Origin of the sequence: Streptomyces sp. NPDC050448, assembly GCF_040655295.1 — a bacterium.
Classification (GTDB): domain Bacteria; phylum Actinomycetota; class Actinomycetes; order Streptomycetales; family Streptomycetaceae; genus Streptomyces.
On the sequence record NZ_JBFAJR010000022.1, the window covers coordinates 102,547 to 121,466 of the forward strand.

At 72.6% G+C, this 18,920-nt stretch carries 25 protein-coding genes; 11 read left to right on the forward strand and 14 right to left on the reverse strand.

All coding sequences use genetic code 11. The features are described from left to right. Positions 1–142: 142 nt before the first annotated feature. Positions 143–1,765, forward strand: a complete 1,623-nt coding sequence (gene groL, locus AB0I68_RS24625) for a chaperonin GroEL (RefSeq protein WP_363179501.1) — start codon at positions 143–145, stop codon at positions 1,763–1,765. An 86-nt stretch (positions 1,766–1,851) separates the two neighbouring features. On the opposite strand, the gene AB0I68_RS24630 is transcribed toward groL, so the two are convergent. Further along, positions 1,852–2,424 carry a Uma2 family endonuclease gene (locus AB0I68_RS24630; protein WP_363179543.1) on the reverse strand — a complete coding sequence of 191 codons (573 nt, stop codon included), beginning with the start codon at positions 2,422–2,424 and terminating at the stop codon, positions 1,852–1,854. Between the two features lie 137 nt (positions 2,425–2,561). Here AB0I68_RS24630 and AB0I68_RS24635 point away from each other — a divergent pair, with 137 nt between their 5' ends. Further along, the gene (locus AB0I68_RS24635; protein ID WP_363179502.1) at positions 2,562–3,161 is read left to right on the forward strand and encodes a phosphoribosylanthranilate isomerase; all 600 of its coding nucleotides are present in this window, start codon (positions 2,562–2,564) and stop codon (positions 3,159–3,161) included. Between the two features lie 18 nt (positions 3,162–3,179). Here AB0I68_RS24635 and AB0I68_RS24640 read toward each other — a convergent pair whose 3' ends face one another. Next, complete coding sequence (locus AB0I68_RS24640; RefSeq protein ID WP_363179503.1) at positions 3,180–3,458, reverse strand: hypothetical protein; 279 nt, start codon at positions 3,456–3,458, stop codon at positions 3,180–3,182. A gap of 102 nt (positions 3,459–3,560) precedes the next feature. On the opposite strand from AB0I68_RS24640, the gene AB0I68_RS24645 reads away from it, so the two are divergent. Both AB0I68_RS24645 and AB0I68_RS24650 read left to right on the forward strand, forming a co-directional pair. Continuing rightward, the gene (locus tag AB0I68_RS24645) at positions 3,561–4,625 is read left to right on the forward strand and encodes a PQQ-binding-like beta-propeller repeat protein (protein ID WP_363179504.1); all 1,065 of its coding nucleotides are present in this window, start codon (positions 3,561–3,563) and stop codon (positions 4,623–4,625) included. Positions 4,626–4,715: 90 nt separating this feature from the next. Then, a complete protein-coding gene (locus AB0I68_RS24650) occupies positions 4,716–4,955 on the forward strand; it encodes a hypothetical protein (RefSeq protein ID WP_363179505.1) in 240 nt (79 codons plus the stop codon). 1 nt (position 4,956) lies between these two features. Here the strand turns inward: AB0I68_RS24650 and AB0I68_RS24655 are convergent, their stop codons facing one another. From AB0I68_RS24655 to AB0I68_RS24665, 3 genes are all read right to left on the reverse strand, one after another. Continuing rightward, positions 4,957–5,535, reverse strand: coding sequence for a Uma2 family endonuclease (locus AB0I68_RS24655; RefSeq protein ID WP_363179506.1), 579 nt, complete (start codon positions 5,533–5,535; stop codon positions 4,957–4,959). Between the two features lie 160 nt (positions 5,536–5,695). Next, positions 5,696–5,893, reverse strand: coding sequence for a DUF397 domain-containing protein (locus AB0I68_RS24660; protein ID WP_363179507.1), 198 nt, complete (start codon positions 5,891–5,893; stop codon positions 5,696–5,698). Then, a complete protein-coding gene (locus AB0I68_RS24665; protein ID WP_363179508.1) occupies positions 5,877–6,713 on the reverse strand; it encodes a helix-turn-helix transcriptional regulator in 837 nt (278 codons plus the stop codon). Before AB0I68_RS24665 ends, AB0I68_RS24660 begins: the two co-directional genes overlap by 17 nt. 114 nt (positions 6,714–6,827) lie before the next feature. Between AB0I68_RS24665 and AB0I68_RS24670 the strand changes: the two genes are divergently transcribed. Both AB0I68_RS24670 and AB0I68_RS24675 read left to right on the forward strand, forming a co-directional pair. Next, complete coding sequence (locus tag AB0I68_RS24670) at positions 6,828–7,049, forward strand: hypothetical protein (RefSeq protein ID WP_363179509.1); 222 nt, start codon at positions 6,828–6,830, stop codon at positions 7,047–7,049. Beyond that, a complete protein-coding gene (locus AB0I68_RS24675) occupies positions 7,046–7,750 on the forward strand; it encodes a hypothetical protein (RefSeq protein WP_363179510.1) in 705 nt (234 codons plus the stop codon). The genes AB0I68_RS24670 and AB0I68_RS24675 overlap by 4 nt, the downstream gene beginning before the upstream one ends. Here AB0I68_RS24675 and AB0I68_RS24680 read toward each other — a convergent pair. From AB0I68_RS24680 to AB0I68_RS24700, 5 genes are all read right to left on the reverse strand, one after another. Beyond that, positions 7,742–8,335 carry a GNAT family N-acetyltransferase gene (locus tag AB0I68_RS24680; protein WP_363179511.1) on the reverse strand — a complete coding sequence of 198 codons (594 nt, stop codon included), beginning with the start codon at positions 8,333–8,335 and terminating at the stop codon, positions 7,742–7,744. The genes AB0I68_RS24675 and AB0I68_RS24680 overlap by 9 nt on opposite strands. Positions 8,336–8,389: 54 nt before the next feature. Then, the gene (locus tag AB0I68_RS24685) at positions 8,390–8,764 is read right to left on the reverse strand and encodes a hypothetical protein (protein ID WP_363179512.1); all 375 of its coding nucleotides are present in this window, start codon (positions 8,762–8,764) and stop codon (positions 8,390–8,392) included. 28 nt (positions 8,765–8,792) lie between these two features. Continuing rightward, positions 8,793–10,304, reverse strand: coding sequence for a PTS transporter subunit EIIC (locus AB0I68_RS24690; protein ID WP_363179513.1), 1,512 nt, complete (start codon positions 10,302–10,304; stop codon positions 8,793–8,795). Positions 10,305–10,435: 131 nt separating this feature from the next. After that, the gene (gene murQ, locus AB0I68_RS24695; RefSeq protein ID WP_363179514.1) at positions 10,436–11,371 is read right to left on the reverse strand and encodes an N-acetylmuramic acid 6-phosphate etherase; all 936 of its coding nucleotides are present in this window, start codon (positions 11,369–11,371) and stop codon (positions 10,436–10,438) included. Next, positions 11,368–12,300 carry a MurR/RpiR family transcriptional regulator gene (locus AB0I68_RS24700; RefSeq protein ID WP_363179515.1) on the reverse strand — a complete coding sequence of 311 codons (933 nt, stop codon included), beginning with the start codon at positions 12,298–12,300 and terminating at the stop codon, positions 11,368–11,370. The genes murQ and AB0I68_RS24700 overlap by 4 nt, the downstream gene beginning before the upstream one ends. 101 nt (positions 12,301–12,401) lie before the next feature. Between AB0I68_RS24700 and AB0I68_RS24705 the strand changes: the two genes are divergently transcribed. Together AB0I68_RS24705 and AB0I68_RS24710 are read left to right on the forward strand one after the other, a co-directional pair. Beyond that, complete coding sequence (locus AB0I68_RS24705) at positions 12,402–12,779, forward strand: hypothetical protein (RefSeq protein ID WP_363179516.1); 378 nt, start codon at positions 12,402–12,404, stop codon at positions 12,777–12,779. Positions 12,780–12,786: 7 nt separating this feature from the next. Next, a complete protein-coding gene (locus AB0I68_RS24710; protein WP_363179517.1) occupies positions 12,787–13,053 on the forward strand; it encodes a DUF4031 domain-containing protein in 267 nt (88 codons plus the stop codon). A gap of 72 nt (positions 13,054–13,125) precedes the next feature. On the opposite strand, the gene AB0I68_RS24715 is transcribed toward AB0I68_RS24710, so the two are convergent. Both AB0I68_RS24715 and AB0I68_RS24720 read right to left on the reverse strand, forming a co-directional pair. Beyond that, positions 13,126–13,326, reverse strand: a complete 201-nt coding sequence (locus AB0I68_RS24715) for a hypothetical protein (protein ID WP_363179518.1) — start codon at positions 13,324–13,326, stop codon at positions 13,126–13,128. Positions 13,327–13,353: 27 nt separating this feature from the next. Then, positions 13,354–14,031: a hypothetical protein gene (locus tag AB0I68_RS24720; protein WP_363179519.1), complete on the reverse strand. Its 678-nt coding sequence runs from the start codon at positions 14,029–14,031 to the stop codon at positions 13,354–13,356. A gap of 117 nt (positions 14,032–14,148) precedes the next feature. Here AB0I68_RS24720 and AB0I68_RS24725 point away from each other — a divergent pair, with 117 nt between their 5' ends. Continuing rightward, positions 14,149–14,853 carry a copper homeostasis protein CutC gene (locus AB0I68_RS24725; protein WP_363179520.1) on the forward strand — a complete coding sequence of 235 codons (705 nt, stop codon included), beginning with the start codon at positions 14,149–14,151 and terminating at the stop codon, positions 14,851–14,853. 119 nt (positions 14,854–14,972) lie between these two features. On the opposite strand, the gene AB0I68_RS24730 is transcribed toward AB0I68_RS24725, so the two are convergent. Beyond that, complete coding sequence (locus AB0I68_RS24730; RefSeq protein WP_363179544.1) at positions 14,973–16,946, reverse strand: AAA family ATPase; 1,974 nt, start codon at positions 16,944–16,946, stop codon at positions 14,973–14,975. A gap of 451 nt (positions 16,947–17,397) precedes the next feature. Between AB0I68_RS24730 and AB0I68_RS24735 the strand changes: the two genes are divergently transcribed. Continuing rightward, the gene (locus AB0I68_RS24735; protein ID WP_363179521.1) at positions 17,398–17,583 is read left to right on the forward strand and encodes a hypothetical protein; all 186 of its coding nucleotides are present in this window, start codon (positions 17,398–17,400) and stop codon (positions 17,581–17,583) included. 197 nt (positions 17,584–17,780) lie between these two features. Then, the gene (locus tag AB0I68_RS24740; protein ID WP_363179522.1) at positions 17,781–18,665 is read left to right on the forward strand and encodes a glycosyltransferase family 87 protein; all 885 of its coding nucleotides are present in this window, start codon (positions 17,781–17,783) and stop codon (positions 18,663–18,665) included. Here the strand turns inward: AB0I68_RS24740 and AB0I68_RS24745 are convergent. Continuing rightward, positions 18,567–18,848 (reverse strand): hypothetical protein, encoded by a 282-nt coding sequence (locus tag AB0I68_RS24745; RefSeq protein WP_363179523.1) that lies wholly within the window; start codon positions 18,846–18,848, stop codon positions 18,567–18,569. The genes AB0I68_RS24740 and AB0I68_RS24745 overlap by 99 nt on opposite strands. Positions 18,849–18,920 lie beyond the last annotated feature (72 nt).

The window sequence follows — 18,920 nt, forward strand, 5'->3', positions numbered from 1 at the left end:
GTGAGGCCCGCAGGGTCCGGCGGGAAGGAACCGCCGGGCACGCAGGCCGTCCGTCGCGGGCGCGGGCGCGGTCCGGAGCAATCCAGCCCTCCCCTCGCGCCGGCGGCGCAGGGGGAACCCCAGTCCTGGAGGACCACTTCAGATGGCCAAGATCATTGCGTTCGACGAGGAGGCCCGGCGCGGTCTCGAGCGCGGGATGAACCAGCTCGCCGACGCCGTCAAGGTCACCCTTGGCCCCAAGGGTCGCAACGTCGTCCTTGAGAAGAAGTGGGGCGCCCCCACGATCACCAACGATGGTGTCTCCATCGCCAAGGAGATCGAGCTCGAGGACCCGTACGAGAAGATCGGCGCCGAGCTGGTCAAGGAAGTCGCCAAGAAGACGGACGACGTCGCGGGCGACGGTACGACCACCGCCACCGTGCTCGCCCAGGCGCTCGTCCGCGAGGGCCTGCGCAACGTGGCCGCCGGTGCCAACCCGATGGCCCTCAAGCGCGGCATCGAGAAGGCCGTCGAGGCCGTCTCCGGCGCCCTGCTCGAGCAGGCGAAGGATGTCGAGACCAAGGAGCAGATCGCTTCCACGGCCTCCATCTCCGCCGCCGACACCCAGATCGGCGAGCTCATCGCCGAGGCCATGGACAAGGTCGGCAAGGAAGGCGTCATCACCGTCGAGGAGTCCCAGACCTTCGGTCTGGAGCTTGAGCTCACCGAGGGCATGCGCTTCGACAAGGGCTACATCTCGGCGTACTTCGCCACGGACATGGAGCGTATGGAGGCGTCCCTGGACGACCCGTACATCCTGATCGTCAACTCCAAGATCGGCAACGTGAAGGACCTCCTTCCGCTGCTCGAGAAGGTCATGCAGTCCGGCAAGCCGCTGCTGATCATCGCCGAGGACGTCGAGGGCGAGGCCCTGTCGACCCTGGTCGTCAACAAGATCCGCGGCACCTTCAAGTCCGTCGCCGTCAAGGCCCCGGGCTTCGGCGACCGCCGCAAGGCCATGCTCGGCGACATCGCCATCCTCACGGGCGGCACGGTCATCTCCGAGGAGGTCGGCCTCAAGCTCGAGAACGCGGGCCTGGACCTGCTCGGCCGCGCCCGCAAGGTCGTCATCTCCAAGGACGAGACCACGATCGTCGACGGTGCCGGTGACAGCGACCAGGTCCAGGGTCGCGTCAACCAGATCCGCGCCGAGATCGAGAACTCCGACTCGGACTACGACCGCGAGAAGCTCCAGGAGCGCCTCGCGAAGCTGGCCGGCGGCGTGGCCGTCATCAAGGCCGGCGCCGCGACCGAGGTGGAGCTCAAGGAGCGCAAGCACCGCATCGAGGACGCCGTTCGCAACGCGAAGGCGGCCGTCGAGGAGGGCATCGTCGCCGGTGGTGGCGTGGCCCTGCTCCAGGCCTCCGCGGTCTTCGAGAAGCTCGACCTGTCGGGTGACGAGGCGACCGGCGCCAACGCCGTGCGGCTCGCCCTGGAGGCCCCGCTCAAGCAGATCGCCGTCAACGGTGGTCTCGAGGGTGGCGTCGTCGTGGAGAAGGTCCGCAACCTGACCGTCGGCTGGGGCCTGAACGCCGCGACCGGCGAGTACGTGGACATGATCGCCGAGGGCATCATCGACCCGGCGAAGGTCACGCGCTCTGCCCTGCAGAACGCCGCGTCCATCGCCGCGCTGTTCCTGACGACCGAGGCCGTCATCGCCGACAAGCCCGAGAAGGCCGGTGCCCCGGCCGGCGGCGGCATGCCGGGCGGTGACATGGACTTCTGATCGGCCCCTGGCTGATCGGCTGTTCTCGAACGAGGGCGGCACTCCTTCCACGCGAAGGGGTGCCGCCCTCGGGCGTTTTCGGTGCCTCAGAACCCGGTGGTGTCGAGTGCGAAACCGAACGGTTCCGGGACGGGCAAGGCCTCGCCGAAGGTGACGGTCCTGCGGGTGCGGTAGCCCTGCGGGGAGGGGTCCGAGAAGCAGGTGATCTCGGATCCCTGCATGTCCACGACTAGGTAGACGGGCACGATGCGGCCGTACACCTCCAGCTTCTCCTCCCAGTCGGCGTCCTTGGTGGACACGGAGGTGAACTCGCCGACGAGGGACAAGGCGGCGCCGTCCGCGTGGCGGCCCTCCTCATCGAACGCGGCCTCGTCCGCCACGTACAGGTCCGGCCCGTAGCCGCGTTCCACCGATGGGAACCGGAAGAGGAAGGGGGAGGTGTCTGCGAAGTGCCCCTCGGGAAGGTGTGCCTGAAGCTGCTCGCGCAACGCCCGCATGCGACGGGAGTAGCGAAGCTTGGACCACGGTGACACGACGATCTTCCCCCGGATGAGCTCGGCCTTGTAGCCGTCTGGTGTGTCCATCTCCTCGACCGTGCGCAGGAGCATCTCGAATGTCGGTGGTGCCGCCTGCTCTATCGGTGTGGCCCGTTCGATCATGATCGTCACCGTCGTCCTCCGCGTGGCGTGCCGTGCACGGGGCGTGAGCCCCCGTTCCAGGCTAGCGGCGCAAGGGTGGCCCCGCCCGATCCCGAGACGGGTATCGACCGATCGGGGGGGTTTGGTTGACTGGGGGGATGAGCGAGCTGTTCGTGAAGATCTGTGGTCTGAAGACCGCACGGGACGTCGACGTGGCCGTGGACGCCGGGGCCGATGCCGTGGGGTTCGTCTTCGCCGCCGGGAGCCCCCGTACGGTCGGCGCCGCCGCCGCGCGCGAGCTGGCCGCCGGGGTCCCGGACTCGGTGCTGACCGTCGGGGTGTTCCGCGGGCAGCCGGTCGACGAGGTCCGGCGGCTGACCGAGGAGAGCGGCGTACGCGCGGTACAGCTGCACGGGGACGAGGGGCCCGAGTACTACGAGGCCCTGCGCGCCGAGGGGCGGACCCTGCTGCGGGCCACCGCCCTGCACGTCGGGCGCTGCGGGGAGTACGGCGAGGACCTGCTGCTGATCGACGCGCCCGACCCCGGCTCCGGCAAGCCGTGGAACTGGGCGTCCCAGGAGTTCGCCGCGCCCGAGGGGCGCTGGCTGCTGGCCGGCGGGCTGAATCCGGGGAACGTACGGGAGGCCGTGGAGACCACCGGTGCCTGGGGCGTGGACGTGTCCAGCGGGGTGGAGCGGGAGCGCGGGGTGAAGTCCCCCGAGCTGATCCGGGCCTTCATCGAGGCCGCCCGGGGGTAGCACCGGGCGGCCGCCGTTTCAGTGCGACGAGTTCCTGAGGCAGGCCACGTCGTACTGGGAGACCGAGTGGGGGTTGTTGTTGTTCTGGTCCTGTTCGCCCGCGTAGCGGGTGCCCGCGATGCCGTCCTCGTTGAAGGCGGAGCCCGGGGCGGTCGCGGAGTGGCCCGGGCGGGCGGAGGAAGGCAGGTCCTCGCAGGACGCGCCGGGCTGGCCGGCGAAGGCGGTACCGATGCCCGCTGCGCCGGTGAGCAGCACGGCAGAGGCCAGGGCGAAAGCTGCCCGCTTCAGGGGGTTCATGATCGCTTCTCCTTCCTCGGAGTACCTACGCATCCGGTACGTACGTACGCCGGAAAGGGATTGCCCCCGGACACCCCCTAACCTGTGGCCGGGGGGTGGATCATGGACACCGCATCACGACCGCGCCAGCGGATCACCGCACACCTGCTGCTCGTGCTCTTCTCGGCTTCGGCGGGCGTACTGGCGCTGTATCTGGCTCTGCTCGCGAAGCTGGCGCTCGCCGACCTGCCGGGAGGTACGTGGAGCGCCGAAAGCCGGCCTCGCGGCATGGGACGGCTGGCGGTCTTCATCCCACTGCTGTTGATCGCCTTGGTACTGCTGTGGGGGTGGTACCGGCGCAGCCGCCCCGGCGGGCGCAGCCCGGGCGCGGCCCGGGCCGTCGCCGTGCTCGTCGCCCTGGCTGCGCTCGCGCCCGGCTGGCTCGGCTTCTCGTGGATGCGCGGCCCGCAGATGGATCTCTTCGGCTGGCAGACCCCGGAGGGTCCGACCGCGGGGAAGCCACTCGGCTCCTGGGCTGCGGACCCGACCTCCGGGGACGTGGTCCGGGTCCGCGCGGACGGCGTCACGGCCTACAACGGGGAGGGCCGCCACGGCTGGGACCTGCGCGCCCCGGACGGCGGCGCGGTGTGCGCGATGAGCAAGGACTCCCCGTCGGGCGTCGGCCTCCTCACGCTGTCCACCGCGCAGGGCGCGTGCGGAAGCCGCCTGATGGCGTTGGACCTGTCCGGCAAGGAGCGCTGGACCAAGGACATCCCGAACCTCGTCGGCGAGCCGTCCGCGGCAGGCTCGCTGGCCGTGGCCGCGACGGCGGACTCGGTACTCGCCCACGACCTGCGCACGGGCGCGGAGCTGTGGCGCTATCCGCTGCCCGCGGGCACCGTCGTCCCGGAGGTCGCGGCCGGACCCGACCGGGTCCTGTTCCTGGCGCGGACCGACCAGGGCAGCGAGTTGTTCGCCTTGGACGCCCGCACAGGATCCCGTTCCTGGCAGTCCCCGCTTCCGGCCGGGCACGGGTCCCCGGGCATCGTGTCGGCCTCCCCGGCCGCCGCCGTCGCCGACGGGCGGCTGCTGCTGTTCGACGACGCGGGGCGACCACGCGCCGGCTCGCAGCCCTCGCACGTCCCGGCCACGGACGGGGCGCGGCTGGTCGTCGGCGACGTGCTGTAGGCGGTCCTCGAGCGGGGGGAGCGGCAGCTGCTGTCGGCCTTCTCCCTGACGGACGGCCGCCACCTGTGGACGCGTGCCTTCGAGGACGACGTGCGGATCCGCACGCTGGCCGTCGGCCGGAACGGCCGGATCGCCGTCGTGACGGAGGGCGCCTACACCCACCTCTGGCACCTCGACCCGCGCACGGGCAGGCCCGGCGGGGAGTCGACGGTCCTGCGCGACCTCCCGCTGGGCACGTCGTTCGCCCTCTACGGCAGGACGTTCGTCAACCTCGACGCCGGCGGCCGCCTCCCGCCGATCTTCGACGTACGCCCGGCCTTCGGCTGGTGACTCACGTGGCGAAGTCCTTCAAGGCCCCGGTCCCGAGCGTGATGCCGACCGGGGCCGGGATCTTGACGGTTTCGCCGTACGGGAAGGAGGGACTGCGGTGGTACGAGCCGCCGCCGGGATCGCTGTGGACGATGACCGTGCAGCTCTGCCGGTCGATGAGTACGTAGACGGGGATGCCGGCCGCCGCGTACCCGTCGCGCTTCTCGCTGCGATCCCGCCGGTCGGTGTCGTGGTCGTGGGAGGTCACTTCCAGCACCATCAGGACGCCTGCCGGATCGGCCCACTCGCCGGCACCGGCGAACGTGCCGACGGGTGCCAGCGCGCCGTCCACGCGGGCGCGGCCCGCGCGGTACTGCTCGACCTCCAGTCCCCGCTCCGGGTACAGCGCCAGCTCCGGGCGCTGCTGCATGCACTGCCGCAACACCCACATGATGATCTCGTCGTGGTCGCCGTCGGGCACGGGCTTGACCTCTAGCTTTCCCTGAATGAACTCAAGGGTCACCGTCTCGGGTGCCGCCCGGGCGATCTGCTCGAACTCCTCGACAGTCATCTGCGGGTGCTCGACAAAACTGGGGGTCATGGCGTCGCCTCCTCGACACCATGGTGCCCCGTGAGCCCACCTCCGGATCGACTGAATCGTCATACGCGCTCCGTTCGGGTGCGGATGGTGCACACGCTAGGGGCATATGACGGATGGCGTTCCGAGTGCGACGCGTGTTAGCCCGGAGGAGTGAGCCTGCTCAGAGGTTGGTGAGGAAGGCGCCCCAGGCGGCGGCGCCGAAGACGAGGTGGGGGCCGTCCGGGCACTTGGAGTCCCGGACGGGAACGACGTCGGGGTGGCAGTCGGCCACCTCGACGCAATTGCCGCCGTCGCCGCCGCTGTAGGTGGACTTGCGCCAGGTGGCATCTGCAAGGTCGTACTCAGACGTGCTGGTCATGTTCGTAATCCTCCGCCACGGATTCGATCAGGGCCAGAGACTCGCGCGGTGACAGCGCGTTGGCCGTGATGAGATCGTAAGTCAGGGCGTACCGGGCAACTGTGGCCGGATCGTCGAACAATTGGCCCATCCCGATGCCATCAACGTAGGCGAGCGGAGGCGCGTCCTCGAAGGACATCAGCTTGAGCGAGCCGTCCAGACCCGCGTGGAAGCCCACGCTGAACGGAAGTACCTGGACGATGATTCGGTGCGACTGGATTAGGCGCGCGATGTGACGCAGGGCCTCCGCCAGGATTGCAGGATCGTCCCCGGACCTGCGCAGGGCAGCCTCGTCAAGGACGCACCACAACATAGGAGTTGTTGGATCAGCGAGGATGGCCGCCCTGGCCAGCCGGTTCGTGACCAGCTCGTCAATGGCCTCCTCTGCGGCGGTCGGCTGGTAGGCGCGGAAGACTGCGCGCGCGTACGCCTCCGTCTGGAGCAGCCCCGGAATGATCTGCGGAGCGTACTCGCGGATCGCGGTCGCCATGGCTTCCGCTTCGGCCGCCGCGGCGAAGTGGTCCGGGTACTTGGACTTGGCCGCCGCTCCGCAGTTGCGGGCGAAGAAGCCGCCCGTCTTCAGGATGTCGTCTATCTGGCGGGCGAAGTCGAGGTGCATCCGGCGGGTGCCGGACTCCAGTTGGCCGATGTACGAGCCGCTGACGAAGAGCGGCTCGCCCAGTTCCGCCTGGCTCAGGCCGGCCCGTTCGCGGGCGACACGCAGCTCGGCACCGAACATGGCGCGTGGTGACGAGGACGGGTCGAGGTTCTTTCCTGCCATGGCAACTCCCGCTCCAACAGATGTGGTTGTTGAGTGGCCCTCCCTTGAAGGCTAGCGAGCCTATCGCCACTCTGAGTGTCGAACCTGATTACTCAGAGCGAAAGGTGACATGTCATGGTGCTCACTCCCAAGGAGCGGACGCAGGCGGCCGAGGAGGCCGTCGGGCAGTTGAAGGAAGCGCTCGGCGGGGTGGGGGTGGTGTTTCCGTCGCTGGGAGTGGATCTGGTCTCGGAGGCGGGGACGTACGGGCTTCCGCTGGTCGACCTCGGGCGCTGCAACCTCGACACGGCACTGCGGCTGGCGGCCGTCCTGCACGAGCGGGCCCATCCGGCGTGAGCGATGACGAGCGGGCCCGGTGCGCGGCCGCTCTGGAGGGTTTCTTCGAGGTGGCGCAGGCGTGGGAGTTCGAGTTGGCCTGGAACCTGTGCTGGCTCGAGAAGGGCTTGTCCGGAGTCGGACGGAGGCGGGAAGGCGTGGGTCTCGCGGTGCGGGTGGAGCGTGACGGGGACAGCGGGCTGTGGACCGCTGTCGGCGACGACGGGGAGCGGAGGCTGAGCGAGACGGCCGAGACGGCGGACGAGGCGACGTCCCTCGTCCACGAGGCGTTCGGGCTGAAGGCGTGGCGGCCGCAGCCGCCCCCGCCGCCTGGGTGGCACCGCTTCACGCTGATCCACTGTCCGGCGGGCCGGGCGCCCGGCTACGGGGACCCGCGCTACGACGGGATCAAGGCCGGACCGCCCGCCGGGTGTGCGGCCGAGGACGTCGGCGGGTACTTCGCGCTGCGGTGCGAGCGGCCGGGCCACCGGTTGCTGGACGCGGTGGGGGAGTTGTGCGGCGAGATCCGGGAGGGCCACGGGCTGCTCATGACCGACCTCGGCATCGAGAAGCTGTGGGAGTGGTCGGCGGACGGCACCGACGGCTGGGGCGCCGAGACCGTCGGACAGCTGCTGCTGATGGCCGCCGAGCGCGGCCCGCAGCTCGGGTACGGCCCCGATGACCTGGTCGCCTTCCTGCGGGCGGCAGCCGGGTCAGGGTGACGGCGGGTCCGTGCGCAGGCGGGCGTGGAGGTGTTCGTCGTGCCAGCCGTCCGCGTGGAGGAGGGCGCCGCGCATGGTGCCCTCCAAGGGGAAGCCGGCCTTCGTCGCGATGCGGCAGGAGGCCGGGTTGGCCACGGAGTGGGTGATGCGCAGGCGGTGCAGGCCGAGTTCCTCGAAGGCCCAGCGGCTGACCCGGGCCGTGGCCTCCGCCATGACACCGCTGCCGCGGCCCGCGGGCAGGAGCCAGTACAGGAACTCGCCGCTGCCGCCCTCGAAGTCCAGGTCGGCGAGGCCGATCAGGCCGACCGCCGGTCCGCCGGAGGCGGGGGCGACGGCCCACATGGCGGCCTCCTCGGTGTGCCAGCGGTCCCGCCACCGGGCGATCCTGGCCTCCGCATCCGGTACGGACAGCAGCCCGGGCCGGTTCCAGTGCTGGATGTCCGGGTCGAGGCAGGAGGCCGTGACCGCGGGGGCGTCGTAGGACACCCAGGGGCGCAGGCAGAGCCCGCCCGGCAGCTCGAACACCGGCTGGGCGAGCGCGGCCATCCGGCCCGCCGGGACCACGGGAGGTATCGCGTTGATCATCGGCTCATCATGCCGTGTCCGACGGCTTCGGCCGCCGGGACCACCGGGCGGGGGTCACGCCGCGTCCCGGAAGTGGGCCAGCAGGGCCTCGGCCTCGGCGGTGCTGCCCGAGATGGTGTCGAAGGCCATGCCGGGCGGGACGGCCGGGCCCCAGAGCCAGCTGTGGTGGCAGCTGAAACAGAAGATCAGCTCGAACAGGGGCTCGTCCACGGCGTCGTACGCACGCAGGCCCCAGCCCGGCGCGAAGCAGATGCGCGGCTCACCCGGGGGCATCGACGTGATCAGCCCGAGCGAGTCGGCGGCCGCTCTGCCCGTCCAGCGGGAGACGACCGGGCCGGTCATGGGGTCGCCGTAGCGCTCGGGGCGCGCGGAGAGGCGTACGACCTCGACGACAGCGGTGGCGGCAACGGCTTCGGCGGGGAGCTGCATCCGCGCAGTCTCCCCGCCCGACCTATATTTACGCCATAGCGGGCTCCGTGGCCGGTTGAGCCGTGGCCGGAATTGGCTCCTGATCGGCGTTGAGATCGGTCAGCATCTGCCGCGTGAATCCGAAGAAGTACGTGGCCGCGAAGCCCACCAGATAGCCGACCAGCAGGCCGCCCGCGTAGACGGCGAGGTTCAGGCCCATCCCCGACGGGCCGTCCAGCAGCGGGAACAGCGCCCACCCCGACGGGCCGATGGCCGTCGCGCCGAACGCGACCCCCAGCTGGTTGCAGAGGCCGACGAACGCCCCGCCCGCCGCGCCGCCCGCGCAGGCGGTGACGAAGGGGCGGCCCAGCGGGAGCGAGACCCCGTAGATCAGGGGTTCGCCGACGCCCAGGAAGCCCGCCGGGAGTGCGGACTTGATGGTCGTCCGCAGGGACCGGTTGCGCGGCAGCCGGCAGTAGACCGCGAGTGCCGCGCCGACCTGGCCCGCGCCCGCCATGGCGAGGATCGGCAGGAGGGCGGTGTGGCCGGTCTGCTCGATGAGGGTGGTGTGGATCGGGATCAGTGCCTGGTGCAGGCCCAGCATCACGAGCGGCAGGAACAGGCCGCCCAGGATCAGCCCGGCGAAGGCACCGCCGGTGGCGAGCAGCCAGGTGGCGAAGGAGCCGATGGCGGCGGAGACCTCGCCGGCGAGGAACATCAGGCCGAAAATCGTCACCAGCCCGGAGACCAGGACGGTGAGGGTGGGGGTGACCAGCGCGTCCACCGACTCGGGGACCCACCTGCGGCACAGCTTCTCCACGTGGACGGCGAGGAACGCGGCCGCCAGGGCCCCGAGTACGCCGCCCTGCCCGGGTGACAGGTGCTGGCCGAAAGCATCGATCTTCGCGACGCCCGGGAAGACGATGATCGCGGCGACGGCGCCGCCGAGGACCGGCGTACCGCCGAACTCCTTGGCCGTGTTGTAGCCGACGAACACCGCGATCAGCGACATGAACCCCGAGGCGATCGCGGCGAGCGCCGGGACGACGACGGGCAGCCAACCGGTGTTCAGCAGCACGCCGTTCAGGCCCGCGATGATGCCGCAGCCGATGAGCGCCGGGATCAGCGGGACGAAGATGTTCGCGATCCGGCGCAGGAACAGCTTCACCGGAGTGCTGTTGCGCGCCTGCTGGGCCTGTTTCAGCGCGGCGCCCTGGGCGGCGAGTTCCTCGGCCGTGACCGCGGCGGCCGCACGGGGCGGCTGCGCGGGCGAGCGGCCCTGCTCGACCAGCGCCTCGAACTCCGGGGTCACCCGGGAGACGGTCCCCGGCCCCAGCACGATCTGGTAGTTCCCCCCGCTACCGCTGGGAGGTGCCCCCAGGTCCTCGACGACGCCCAGCACCGCGGGCAGCGCCCTGAGTGCCGCGTCGTCGATCAGTGAGCGGTCGTGCAGCGCGATGCGCAGGCGGGTCATGCAGTGCGCGATCGAGCGGATGTTGTCCGGGCCGCCGACCAGGGGGAGGATCGCGGCGGCTGTGGCGCGGTTCTTGTCAGTGGACATGTGGTGATCGCCTTGCGTCGGGGAACGGGGCAGTCAGCAGGTCAGCAGGTCAGCAGGTCAACAGGTCAACACGGCAACAGGTCGGCCGGGCCGGCAGGTCAGCGGGTCGTCGCGTCGGCCGGTCGGCGGAATCAGCCGGTGGCGGCCGTACGGGCGAGGGCCTCGCGGAGGTGGCCGCGCGAGGCGGTGAGCAGCCCGGCCGCGGTCGGTCCGTCCACGCCGGCGAGCAGCACGAGCACGGCCTGCTTGACCTCGCCGCCGGTGGCGTCGAGCGCGGCCTCGATCTCCTCGTCCGGCGCTCCGGTGGCCAGCGCGACGATCCGGCGGGAGCGGGCGCGCAGCTTCTCGTTGGAGGCACGCAGGTCGACCATCAGGTTCCCGTACGTCTTCCCGAGCCGGATCATGGTGACGGTCGAGACGAGGTTCAGGACGAGCTTCTGCGCGGTACCGGCCTTCAGACGGGTGGACCCGGTCAGCAGTTCGGGCCCGACGACGACCTCGATGCCGTGCTCGGCGGCCGCGGCGAGCGCCGAGCCGGCGTTGCAGGACAGTCCGACGGTGAGCGCGCCGCGCGTACGGGCGAACTCGACGGCGCCGATCGCGTACGGGGTGCGGCCGGAGGCGGAGATGCCGATGACGCTGTCGTCGGCTGTCAGCTCCAGGGCGGCCAGGTCGGCGGCGGCCAGCTCGGCGGAGTCCTCGGCGCCTTCGACGGCCAGGGTCATGGCGGAGGGGCCGCCCGCGATCAGGCCGACGACCTGGGCCGGGTCGGTGCTGAAGGTGGGCGGGCACTCGCTGGCGTCCAGGACGCCGATGCGGCCGGCGGTGCCGGCGCCCGCGTAGACCAGCCGCCCGCCACGGGCCATCCGCTGCGCGATCGCGTCGATCGCGGCGGCGATGTGCGGCAGCTGCGCGGCGACGGCGGCCGGGACGGTGGCGTCCTCGGCGTTCATGGTGCGGGCGATCTCGAGCGTGGACAGCCGGTCGATCTCGGCCAGTTCGGGACGGAAGGCCTCGGTGGTCAGGGTGTCGAGCTGGGCGCGGAGTGCGGCGTACGAGGCGGTCATGGGCGGGGGCTCCTGGCGGTTCGGCGGGGGGCGAGTGCCTCGTGCGAGGCGGCCAGCGCGGGTGCGGCGGTCTCGTACGTCTGCTGCGCGACGGCGACGAACAGGCAGTCGATGACGAGGAGTTGGCTGGTCCGGCTGGACATGGCGGCCGGGCGCAGCCGGGTCTCGCGGGCGGCGGAGGTGGCCAGTACGAGGTCGGCGTAGCGGGAGACGGGGGCGTTCGGGCGGCCGGTGAGCGCGATGGTGGTGGCGCCGCGCCCGAAGGCCGTGCGGAAGGGGTCGATCACGTCGCCCGTCGCGCCGGAGTGGGTGATCGCGACGGCCGCGTCACCGTGGCGCAGCTGCACGGCGCCCGTGACGGCCAGGTGGGGGTCGCTGTGGGCGTGGGCGACGAGGCCGATGCGCAGCAGCTTCTGGGCGAGGTCCTGGCCGACGAGGGCGGAGGCGCCGACGCCGTAGATGTCGATCCGGCGGGCGGTCGCGAGCGCGGTGACGGCGGCGGCGAGCGCGGCGAGGTCGAGTCCGGCGGCGGTGTCGGCGAGGGTCTGGGCCTCCTCGTGGGCCAGCTTGGCGACGACGTCGGCGATCGGGTCGTCGACGGCTATGCCGGCGGTGAGGACGGGGGCCGTGCCGGACTCCTGCTGCGCGGCGAGCGCGGCGAGGGCGAGGCGCAGGTCGCGGTAGCCCCGGTAGCCGAGGAGGCGGGCGGTGCGGACGACGGTGGCCTCGCTGGTGCCGGTGCGCGCGGCGAGCGCGCTGACGGTGAGGCGGGAGCAGCCGGCGGGGTCGGCGGCGACGGTTTCGGCGACGGCGTGCACGGAGGGGGTCATGGAGGGGCCGAGGCTGCGGACGCGGGCCCGCAGGGGTACGCCGGAGCCGGTTGCGTCGCCGGTACCGTCGCTGAAAGTAACTTTCGGGGCGTCGCTCATCACTGAAAGATATTTTCGGCCGGGGTGGGGGTCAAGGCACCATCCGGCGCCGCTGGAGAAGGACCTTCACCACTTGGCCCGTACGGGTTCACAATGGGCGCATGGACCACGCGACCCCCCTGGAACAGGCGCTGCACGCCGCCCGCGCCCTTGTCCTCGCCGATCTCGTCGCGGGCGAGGTCGCCGAGGCCGATGTCGTCTCCCTCGTCGAGGACTCGGTCACGCACCGCCGGTGGTGGGTGGAGCAGTGGCCGGAGGGGGTCGGCTACCTTGCCGGACTCGTCGCCCAGGACGTACAGGACGCGCTGCTGGAGAAGTACGGGCGCTGGCCGCTGTGCCCGGTCTGCTCGCACGGCGATCCGCACGCGCTGGACGTGGAGCCGGAGTTGGGACCCGACCCGCACTGGGTGTGCGCCAAGGCCGGGGTGAAGGTCGCCGCGGTCGGCGGCCTCGGCCCCGTCTTCGGCGTCGGCCGGTGAGCCGCCGGTGACGCTCTACATCGACCCGCCGACGTGGCCGGGCCATGGCCGCATGTGGTCGCACCTGGTCAGCGACGTCTCGTACGAGGAACTGCACGCCTTCGCGGCGTCGATCGGCTGCCCGCCGAGGGCGTTCGAGCGGGACCACTACGACGTGCCGGCCCACCGCTATGCGGATGCGGTGGGCGCGGGCGCGGTGGAGATCGGCAGCAAGGAACTGGTCCGCCGCCTCACGGACGCGGGCCTGCGCCGCCCGAAGGGCCGCCCGGCGTAGCGGCACGGCCGGGGGCGGTGCCGGCCGGGGTCCGTCGGGGGCGGTGCCGGCCGGGGCCGGCCAGGTCAGCGGTCAGCGGCCGGCGGGCTGCGCGGATCCGGCGCGTTCGGGGGACGCGGCGGATGCCTCCGGTGCCGACGAGGCGATCACGCGGGTCGCGGCGTGCGGCGTGCGGTCGTGGAGGCGGAGGGCGATCACGACCAGCGAGAAGACGGCGAGGCCGAGGACGTAAACGGCGACGGGCATGCGGGAGCGGGCGGCGGCTGGGGGCATGTCCTGCGCCAACCTCCGCGGTGGGTCTCATTCCCCGGCGCTCAGGCCGGCGAGCTCGGCGGCCAGGTTGCGGCGGGCCGGGGCCTCCCACTGCGCGCTGCCGTACGGGGTGCGGAAGAGGCGGGGCAGGGCGAGCAACTGGCGCAGTACGGCGGCCCGGCCGGCGCGGAAGGCGTCCTCGGGTACGAAGCCGTACTCGGCGCGGACGGCGGCGGCGTACGCCGCGTACGCGTCCGGTCCGCCCGCGAGGACGGCCAGGTCCGCGTCGCAGAGCACCTCGCCGTTCGTGTCGCCGGGGGCGGGGTCGTGGGTGACGGTGAGCCGGACCAGGCGGGCCACCTCGGCGGTGCGTGCCGCGTCGATGCCGAGCTCGGGCAGGGCGCGCTCGGCGAGGGCGGCGCTGCGCTCCTCGTTCTCGGAGCGGTCGGGGCGGTAGACGGCGTCGTGGAACCAGGCGGCGAGCTCGACGGCGGCGGGGTCGGCCGCGTGCGGGGCGAGTACGTCGATCCGCGCGAGTACGTCGGCCAGGTGCGCGGTGGTGTGGTACCGGCGCTGCGGCTCCGCCCAGGCGGCGAGGAGCCGGTCGGCGTAGGGGTCGGGGTCGCGGTCGGCGGGGGCCCCGGCGGCGGTGGCGGTCGCACGCCAACGGGCGCGGAGCGGGTCGGTGTCGGGCGCGGCGGCGGGCTCGGTGTCGATGCGGTCCATGCGCACATTGTGCGGGTGGCGTGATGTCGCTGGTGGAGGGTGGGCGGAGGCCCGTACTGTAGATATTGGACTAGACCTATTTTGCATACCAGCAGCTTTCCGGAGGAGTGGGGCCCAATGAGCAACCGTGCAGTCCTGGAGGTGATCGCCCTCGACGTGGAGGACGCGGTCGCGGCCCAGGCCGGTGGGGCGGACCGACTTGAACTGGTCACCGACATGGCCGCCGACGGGCTCACCCCGCCGCGCGAGACCTTCGCGGCGATCAGGGCGGCGGTCGACATCCCGCTGCGCGTGATGCTCCGCAAGGCCGACGGTTTCGCGGCGGGCTCCGCCGAAGACGTGGACCTGCTGGTCGCGGAGGCGCGGGCGCTGCGCGCGGAGGGGGCGCAGGAGTTCGTCCTCGGGTTCCTGACCCCGGACGGCAGCCCGGACCTGGCGGCCCTCGAGGCGGTCCTGGCGGAGATCGCCGGCTGCAAGTGGACCTTCCACCGGGCGATCGACCGGGCCGCGGACCGGGACCAGCTGCGCAAGGCGATCGCGGAGCTGCCCGAGCCGTCCGGGCCGGACACGTACCTGACGGCGGGATCGGCGACGGGGGTCGACGCGGGGCTGCCGGTCCTGCTGGCCGAGGCGGCACGGCGCGGGGAGCCCGGGTACACCGCGCAGATCCTGGTCGGCGGCGGGCTGGCGCTGCCGCACCTGCCGGTGCTGCGGGCCGCCGGGATCGACGCGTTCCACATCGGCGGCGCGGCCAGGCCCGCCGGGTGGGCGGGCCCGGTCTCCCCGTCGGCGGTCGCGGAGTGGCGAGCCGCCCTCGCCTGACCGCGCCCGACCGGCCCGACGGGCTCCCGGCCGGTGCAGACCCCGGGGTGCAGGCCCCGGGATCCGCATACGGATCCCGCCGGGTACCGCGGGCCCGGCCGGATCCGAAAGAGACGGCCCTAGGCCAGGGCTGCCGGGAGCGGGGCCTCGTGGAGGGCCGTCAGGCCGGACACGGCGCGGGTGAGGCAGACGTACAGGCGCCGCAGGCCGGTGCGTTCGTCCGGCTCGCCCGCGACGATCGCGGCGGGCTCGTCCAGGACCACGTAGTCGTACTCCAGGCCCTTCGCCAGCGACGCCGGCACCAGCGTCAGCCGCGCCTGCGCCGTCGTCTCCTCGCCGGGGGACAGGTACGCCATCCCCGCCGCCCGCAGGGCCTGCGCCAGCTCCGGGATCCGCGCGTCCGCCGCGATCAGGCCGATCGAGCCGTCGTAGCCGAGGGAGGCACGGCAGGCGTCGAGGACGGACGCCGTCAGGTCCGAGGTCGGCGTGACGACCAGCGAGCCCGGCGTCTCACGGACCGAGGAGACCGCGGCCAGCCCCGGGGAGATCGACGGCAGCAGCCTCGAGGCGTACGCGATCACCTCGCGCGGCACGCGGAAGCCCGCCGTCAGCTCCTCCAGCGCCGCCTCCGGCTTGCCCAGGTGCGCCAGGGCCTCGTCCCAGCTGCGCGTCGCCCACGGGGTCGTGCCCTGCGCGAGGTCGCCCAGGACCGTCGCCGAGCCGGTCGTGCACCGCCGCCCCACCGCCCGGTACTGCATCGGCGACAGGTCCTGCGCCTCGTCGAGGACGACGTGGCCCAGCGAGTGCGTGCGCTCCACCAGGTCCGCCGCCTCGTCGATCAGGACCAGGTCCGCCGCCGACCACTTCGCCGACTTCACGCTCCGGAACGGCTTGGGCCACAGCAGGAGCCGCTGCTCGTCGTCCGACAGGACGCCCTCCGCGTGCTCCGCCAGGAACTCCGGGTCCGACAGCAGGCGCAGCACCAGCTTCGCCGGGTCCACGGCCGGCCACATCGCCTTGACCGCCGCCTTCACGGCCGCGCCCCGCGCCACCGCGTCCTGGACGCGGTCGTCCGGTGCCTCGCCCGCCTGCTCCATCCGTACGAGCACGGTGTGCGCGATCCGCTGCGGCAGCGCGTCGCGGGCGGCGCCGTAGCGGATGTCGCGGTTCTGCAGTTCCTCCACGATCTCGGCGAGCTCGTACGCCGGCACCCGCCACCGGCGCGAACCGCGCACCACCATCAGCGGCTCGGCGGGCGGCGTGACGTGCGAGCGGACCGCGCGGCGCAGCACCTGCGCCATCCGGGCGTCGCCCTTGACGACGGCGCTCGCGGCGGCGTCGGCGCCGCGGATCTCCAGGCCGTCGCGGGCCACCAGGTCCTCGACGGTGGCCTGCTTGACCTCGAGCTCGCCCAGGGCCGGGAGGACCTGCTCGATGTAGTGCAGGAAGGAGCGGTTCGGCCCGATGACGAGCGTGCCCGTACGGGCGAGCCGCTCGCGGTGGGCGTACAGCAGGTACGCCACACGGTGCAGGCCGACGGCCGTCTTCCCGGTGCCCGGGCCGCCCTGCACGCAGACGGAGCCGGACAGGCCCGAGCGGACGATCTCGTCCTGCTCGGGCTGGATCGTCGCGACGATGTCGCGCATGGGGCCGACGCGCGGCCGCTCGATCTCCCGCTGGAGCAGCTTGCTGACGGCGGCCGCCTCTGCGGGGTCGGAAAGGTGCTCGTCCTCGTACGCCGTGAGTTCGCCGCCCGTGTAGCCGAAGCGGCGGCGCAGCGCGATGTCCTGCGGGTCGTTCTTGGAGGCCCGGTAGAACGGCTGGGAGACGGGCGCGCGCCAGTCGATCACCATGGGGTCGCCGTCGGCGTCGTGGACGTGGCGGCGGCCGATGTAGAACTGCTCGCCCTCAGCGCCCTCGGCGAGTTCCGCGCCGGGTGCGTGCAGGTAGTTGAGGCGGCCGAAGAAGAGCGGGGTGTGGGCGAGGTCGGCGAGGGCCTTGATCCGGTCGTCGATCTGGGCCTGGAGGACGATCGCGTTGACCCAGTTCGCGGTGACGTCGCGGATGTCGAGGGCCTCGACGTCCTCGCGCATGGCGCGGAGCGCGGCGCGCGAGGCGCTGAGATGGGCCTGCTCGCGGGCGAGCGGGTGCGCGGCGGCGCCGGCGGTGGAATCGGCGCCGGGGCCGGTGTCGAGGCCGGCTTCGGGGGCTTCGGGGGCGTGCGCGGACACGGGAATGCCTCCAGCTGCTGATCGGTACGGAATGATGCCCGCCGGTTTCTGTCCGGCGGGCGCTCTCCCCGAAATGGCGGCGGGAGGCGGCAAGAGCGGAGATTGTAGTCAGTGCGCGGGCGGGGCGCGACCGGATATACCGGGACGGAAGTCGCTGCGGGGCGGGACGTCCGTACGGGTGTCATACCGGGGAGTGTCAGACCTCGGGCAGAGCCACTAGGGGGCGCCATGGGTCGGGAGGAGGACGCGGGAGGCCCTGCGGTTCCACCCCCAGGGCGATGTGAAATCCGGGGCGAAAACGCACCATGGATACATGAGCACCGCAACCTTCACCCCAATCCAGGGCGGCTGCCCGAGCGGCGCCACCGCCACCTCCGCCTCCCCTCCCCGCCACCTCGTGGGCGACGTCCTGCGCGCGGCGAAGGTCTTCGCGACGGCCGCCGTGAGCGTCGTCGTCCTGGGCGAGTACGCCGAGGACGCGGGCGTCATACGCCGCTGACCGCCCGGACCGCCGCCTGCTCCGGCTCCGCCGGGGAAGCCGAGGGGCCAGGGGCCCGGTCCGGCCCGGTGGATGTACCCGTCGCGCCGTACGGGCCGTACTCCGCGTACGCGCCGCGAGTGGTACCCGTCCACGCCGCGCAGCGACCTGGCCGGATACCGGCAGCGCCACTGCGCTGATCCACTAGGGTCACGCGCGTGACCCGGAGCACCCATCCCAGCCCCCCGCCGTCGCCCCTTGCCGGCGTGCTGGTCACGGGCCCGCTCCTCGTGCTCGGCGTGCTCGGCATCGCCTTGCGCATCCCGATCGCCGACGGCCTCGTCGACGGGTTCTGCGCCGCCGAGTGGCGCCCTCCCGCCGCGTACCCGCCCTTCGCGGCGATCCTGTTCACACCGGCCGCCTGGCTGCCCGCCGGCGTCCTGAAGGCCGTCTTCGTCCTCGGCAACGCCGGCCTGCTCGCCCTGCTGATCCTGATGTCCTGCCGCCTCGTGGGACTGCGGGCCCGGACAGGTCCCGTCCTGGCCGCCACCATCGCCGGGCTGTGGGTGGAGCCGCTGTTCCAGAGCCTGCTCGCCGGGCAGATCAACCTGGCGCTCGCCTGCCTGGTCCTGTGGGACCTGCGCCGGCCCCGCGCCGCGCTCGGCAAGGGCTTCGCGCTGGGCACCGCCGCCGGGATCACCCTGACCCCGGCGCTGTTCATCCCGTACCTGCTGCTGACCCGCCGGATCCGGGCCGGGCTGACGGCGCTGGGCGCCTTCGCCGGCACCGCCCTGCTCGGGATGCTGGTCCTCCCACAGGCCTCCGCCGAGTTCTGGGCCCGGTACCTGCCCGCCTCCGGCCGGGCCCTGCTGCCGGACTGGCCGCACCTGTGGGTCTGGTCCGTCCCGCTGCTCGCCCTCCTGGCCCGCACGGCGGCGACCCGCCGCCGCCCGGACCCGGCGCCGGACCTCGTCCTGGTCCCGGTCCCGGTCCCCGTACGGAGGTCACCCCTCGGGCAGCAGGATGTCCGCGTCGTCGAAGATCCTCAACACCACGAGCAGCAGGCGCCCGCGCGACACCACGTACTCGGCCACGATCTGTGAGGTGAGCCGGATCTCGCGATCCTGCTCGCCCGCCCCTATCGGCCGCGACAGCTCGGTGTACGGGTCGCGCGCCAGGATGTCGACGGCCTTGTCGAACGAGGCGCGGCGCGCGGGGTCCAGCCGGTCCCGGTCGTGGCCCGCCGACTCCGTGTAGAGGACCGCGTAGATCTCCTGATGCGTCATGCGTCTCTCCTTGCCACATGCGTCCCTCCCAGCGTAGTGCCCGGGTCGGGCACTACGCGGGGAGTCGGTCGG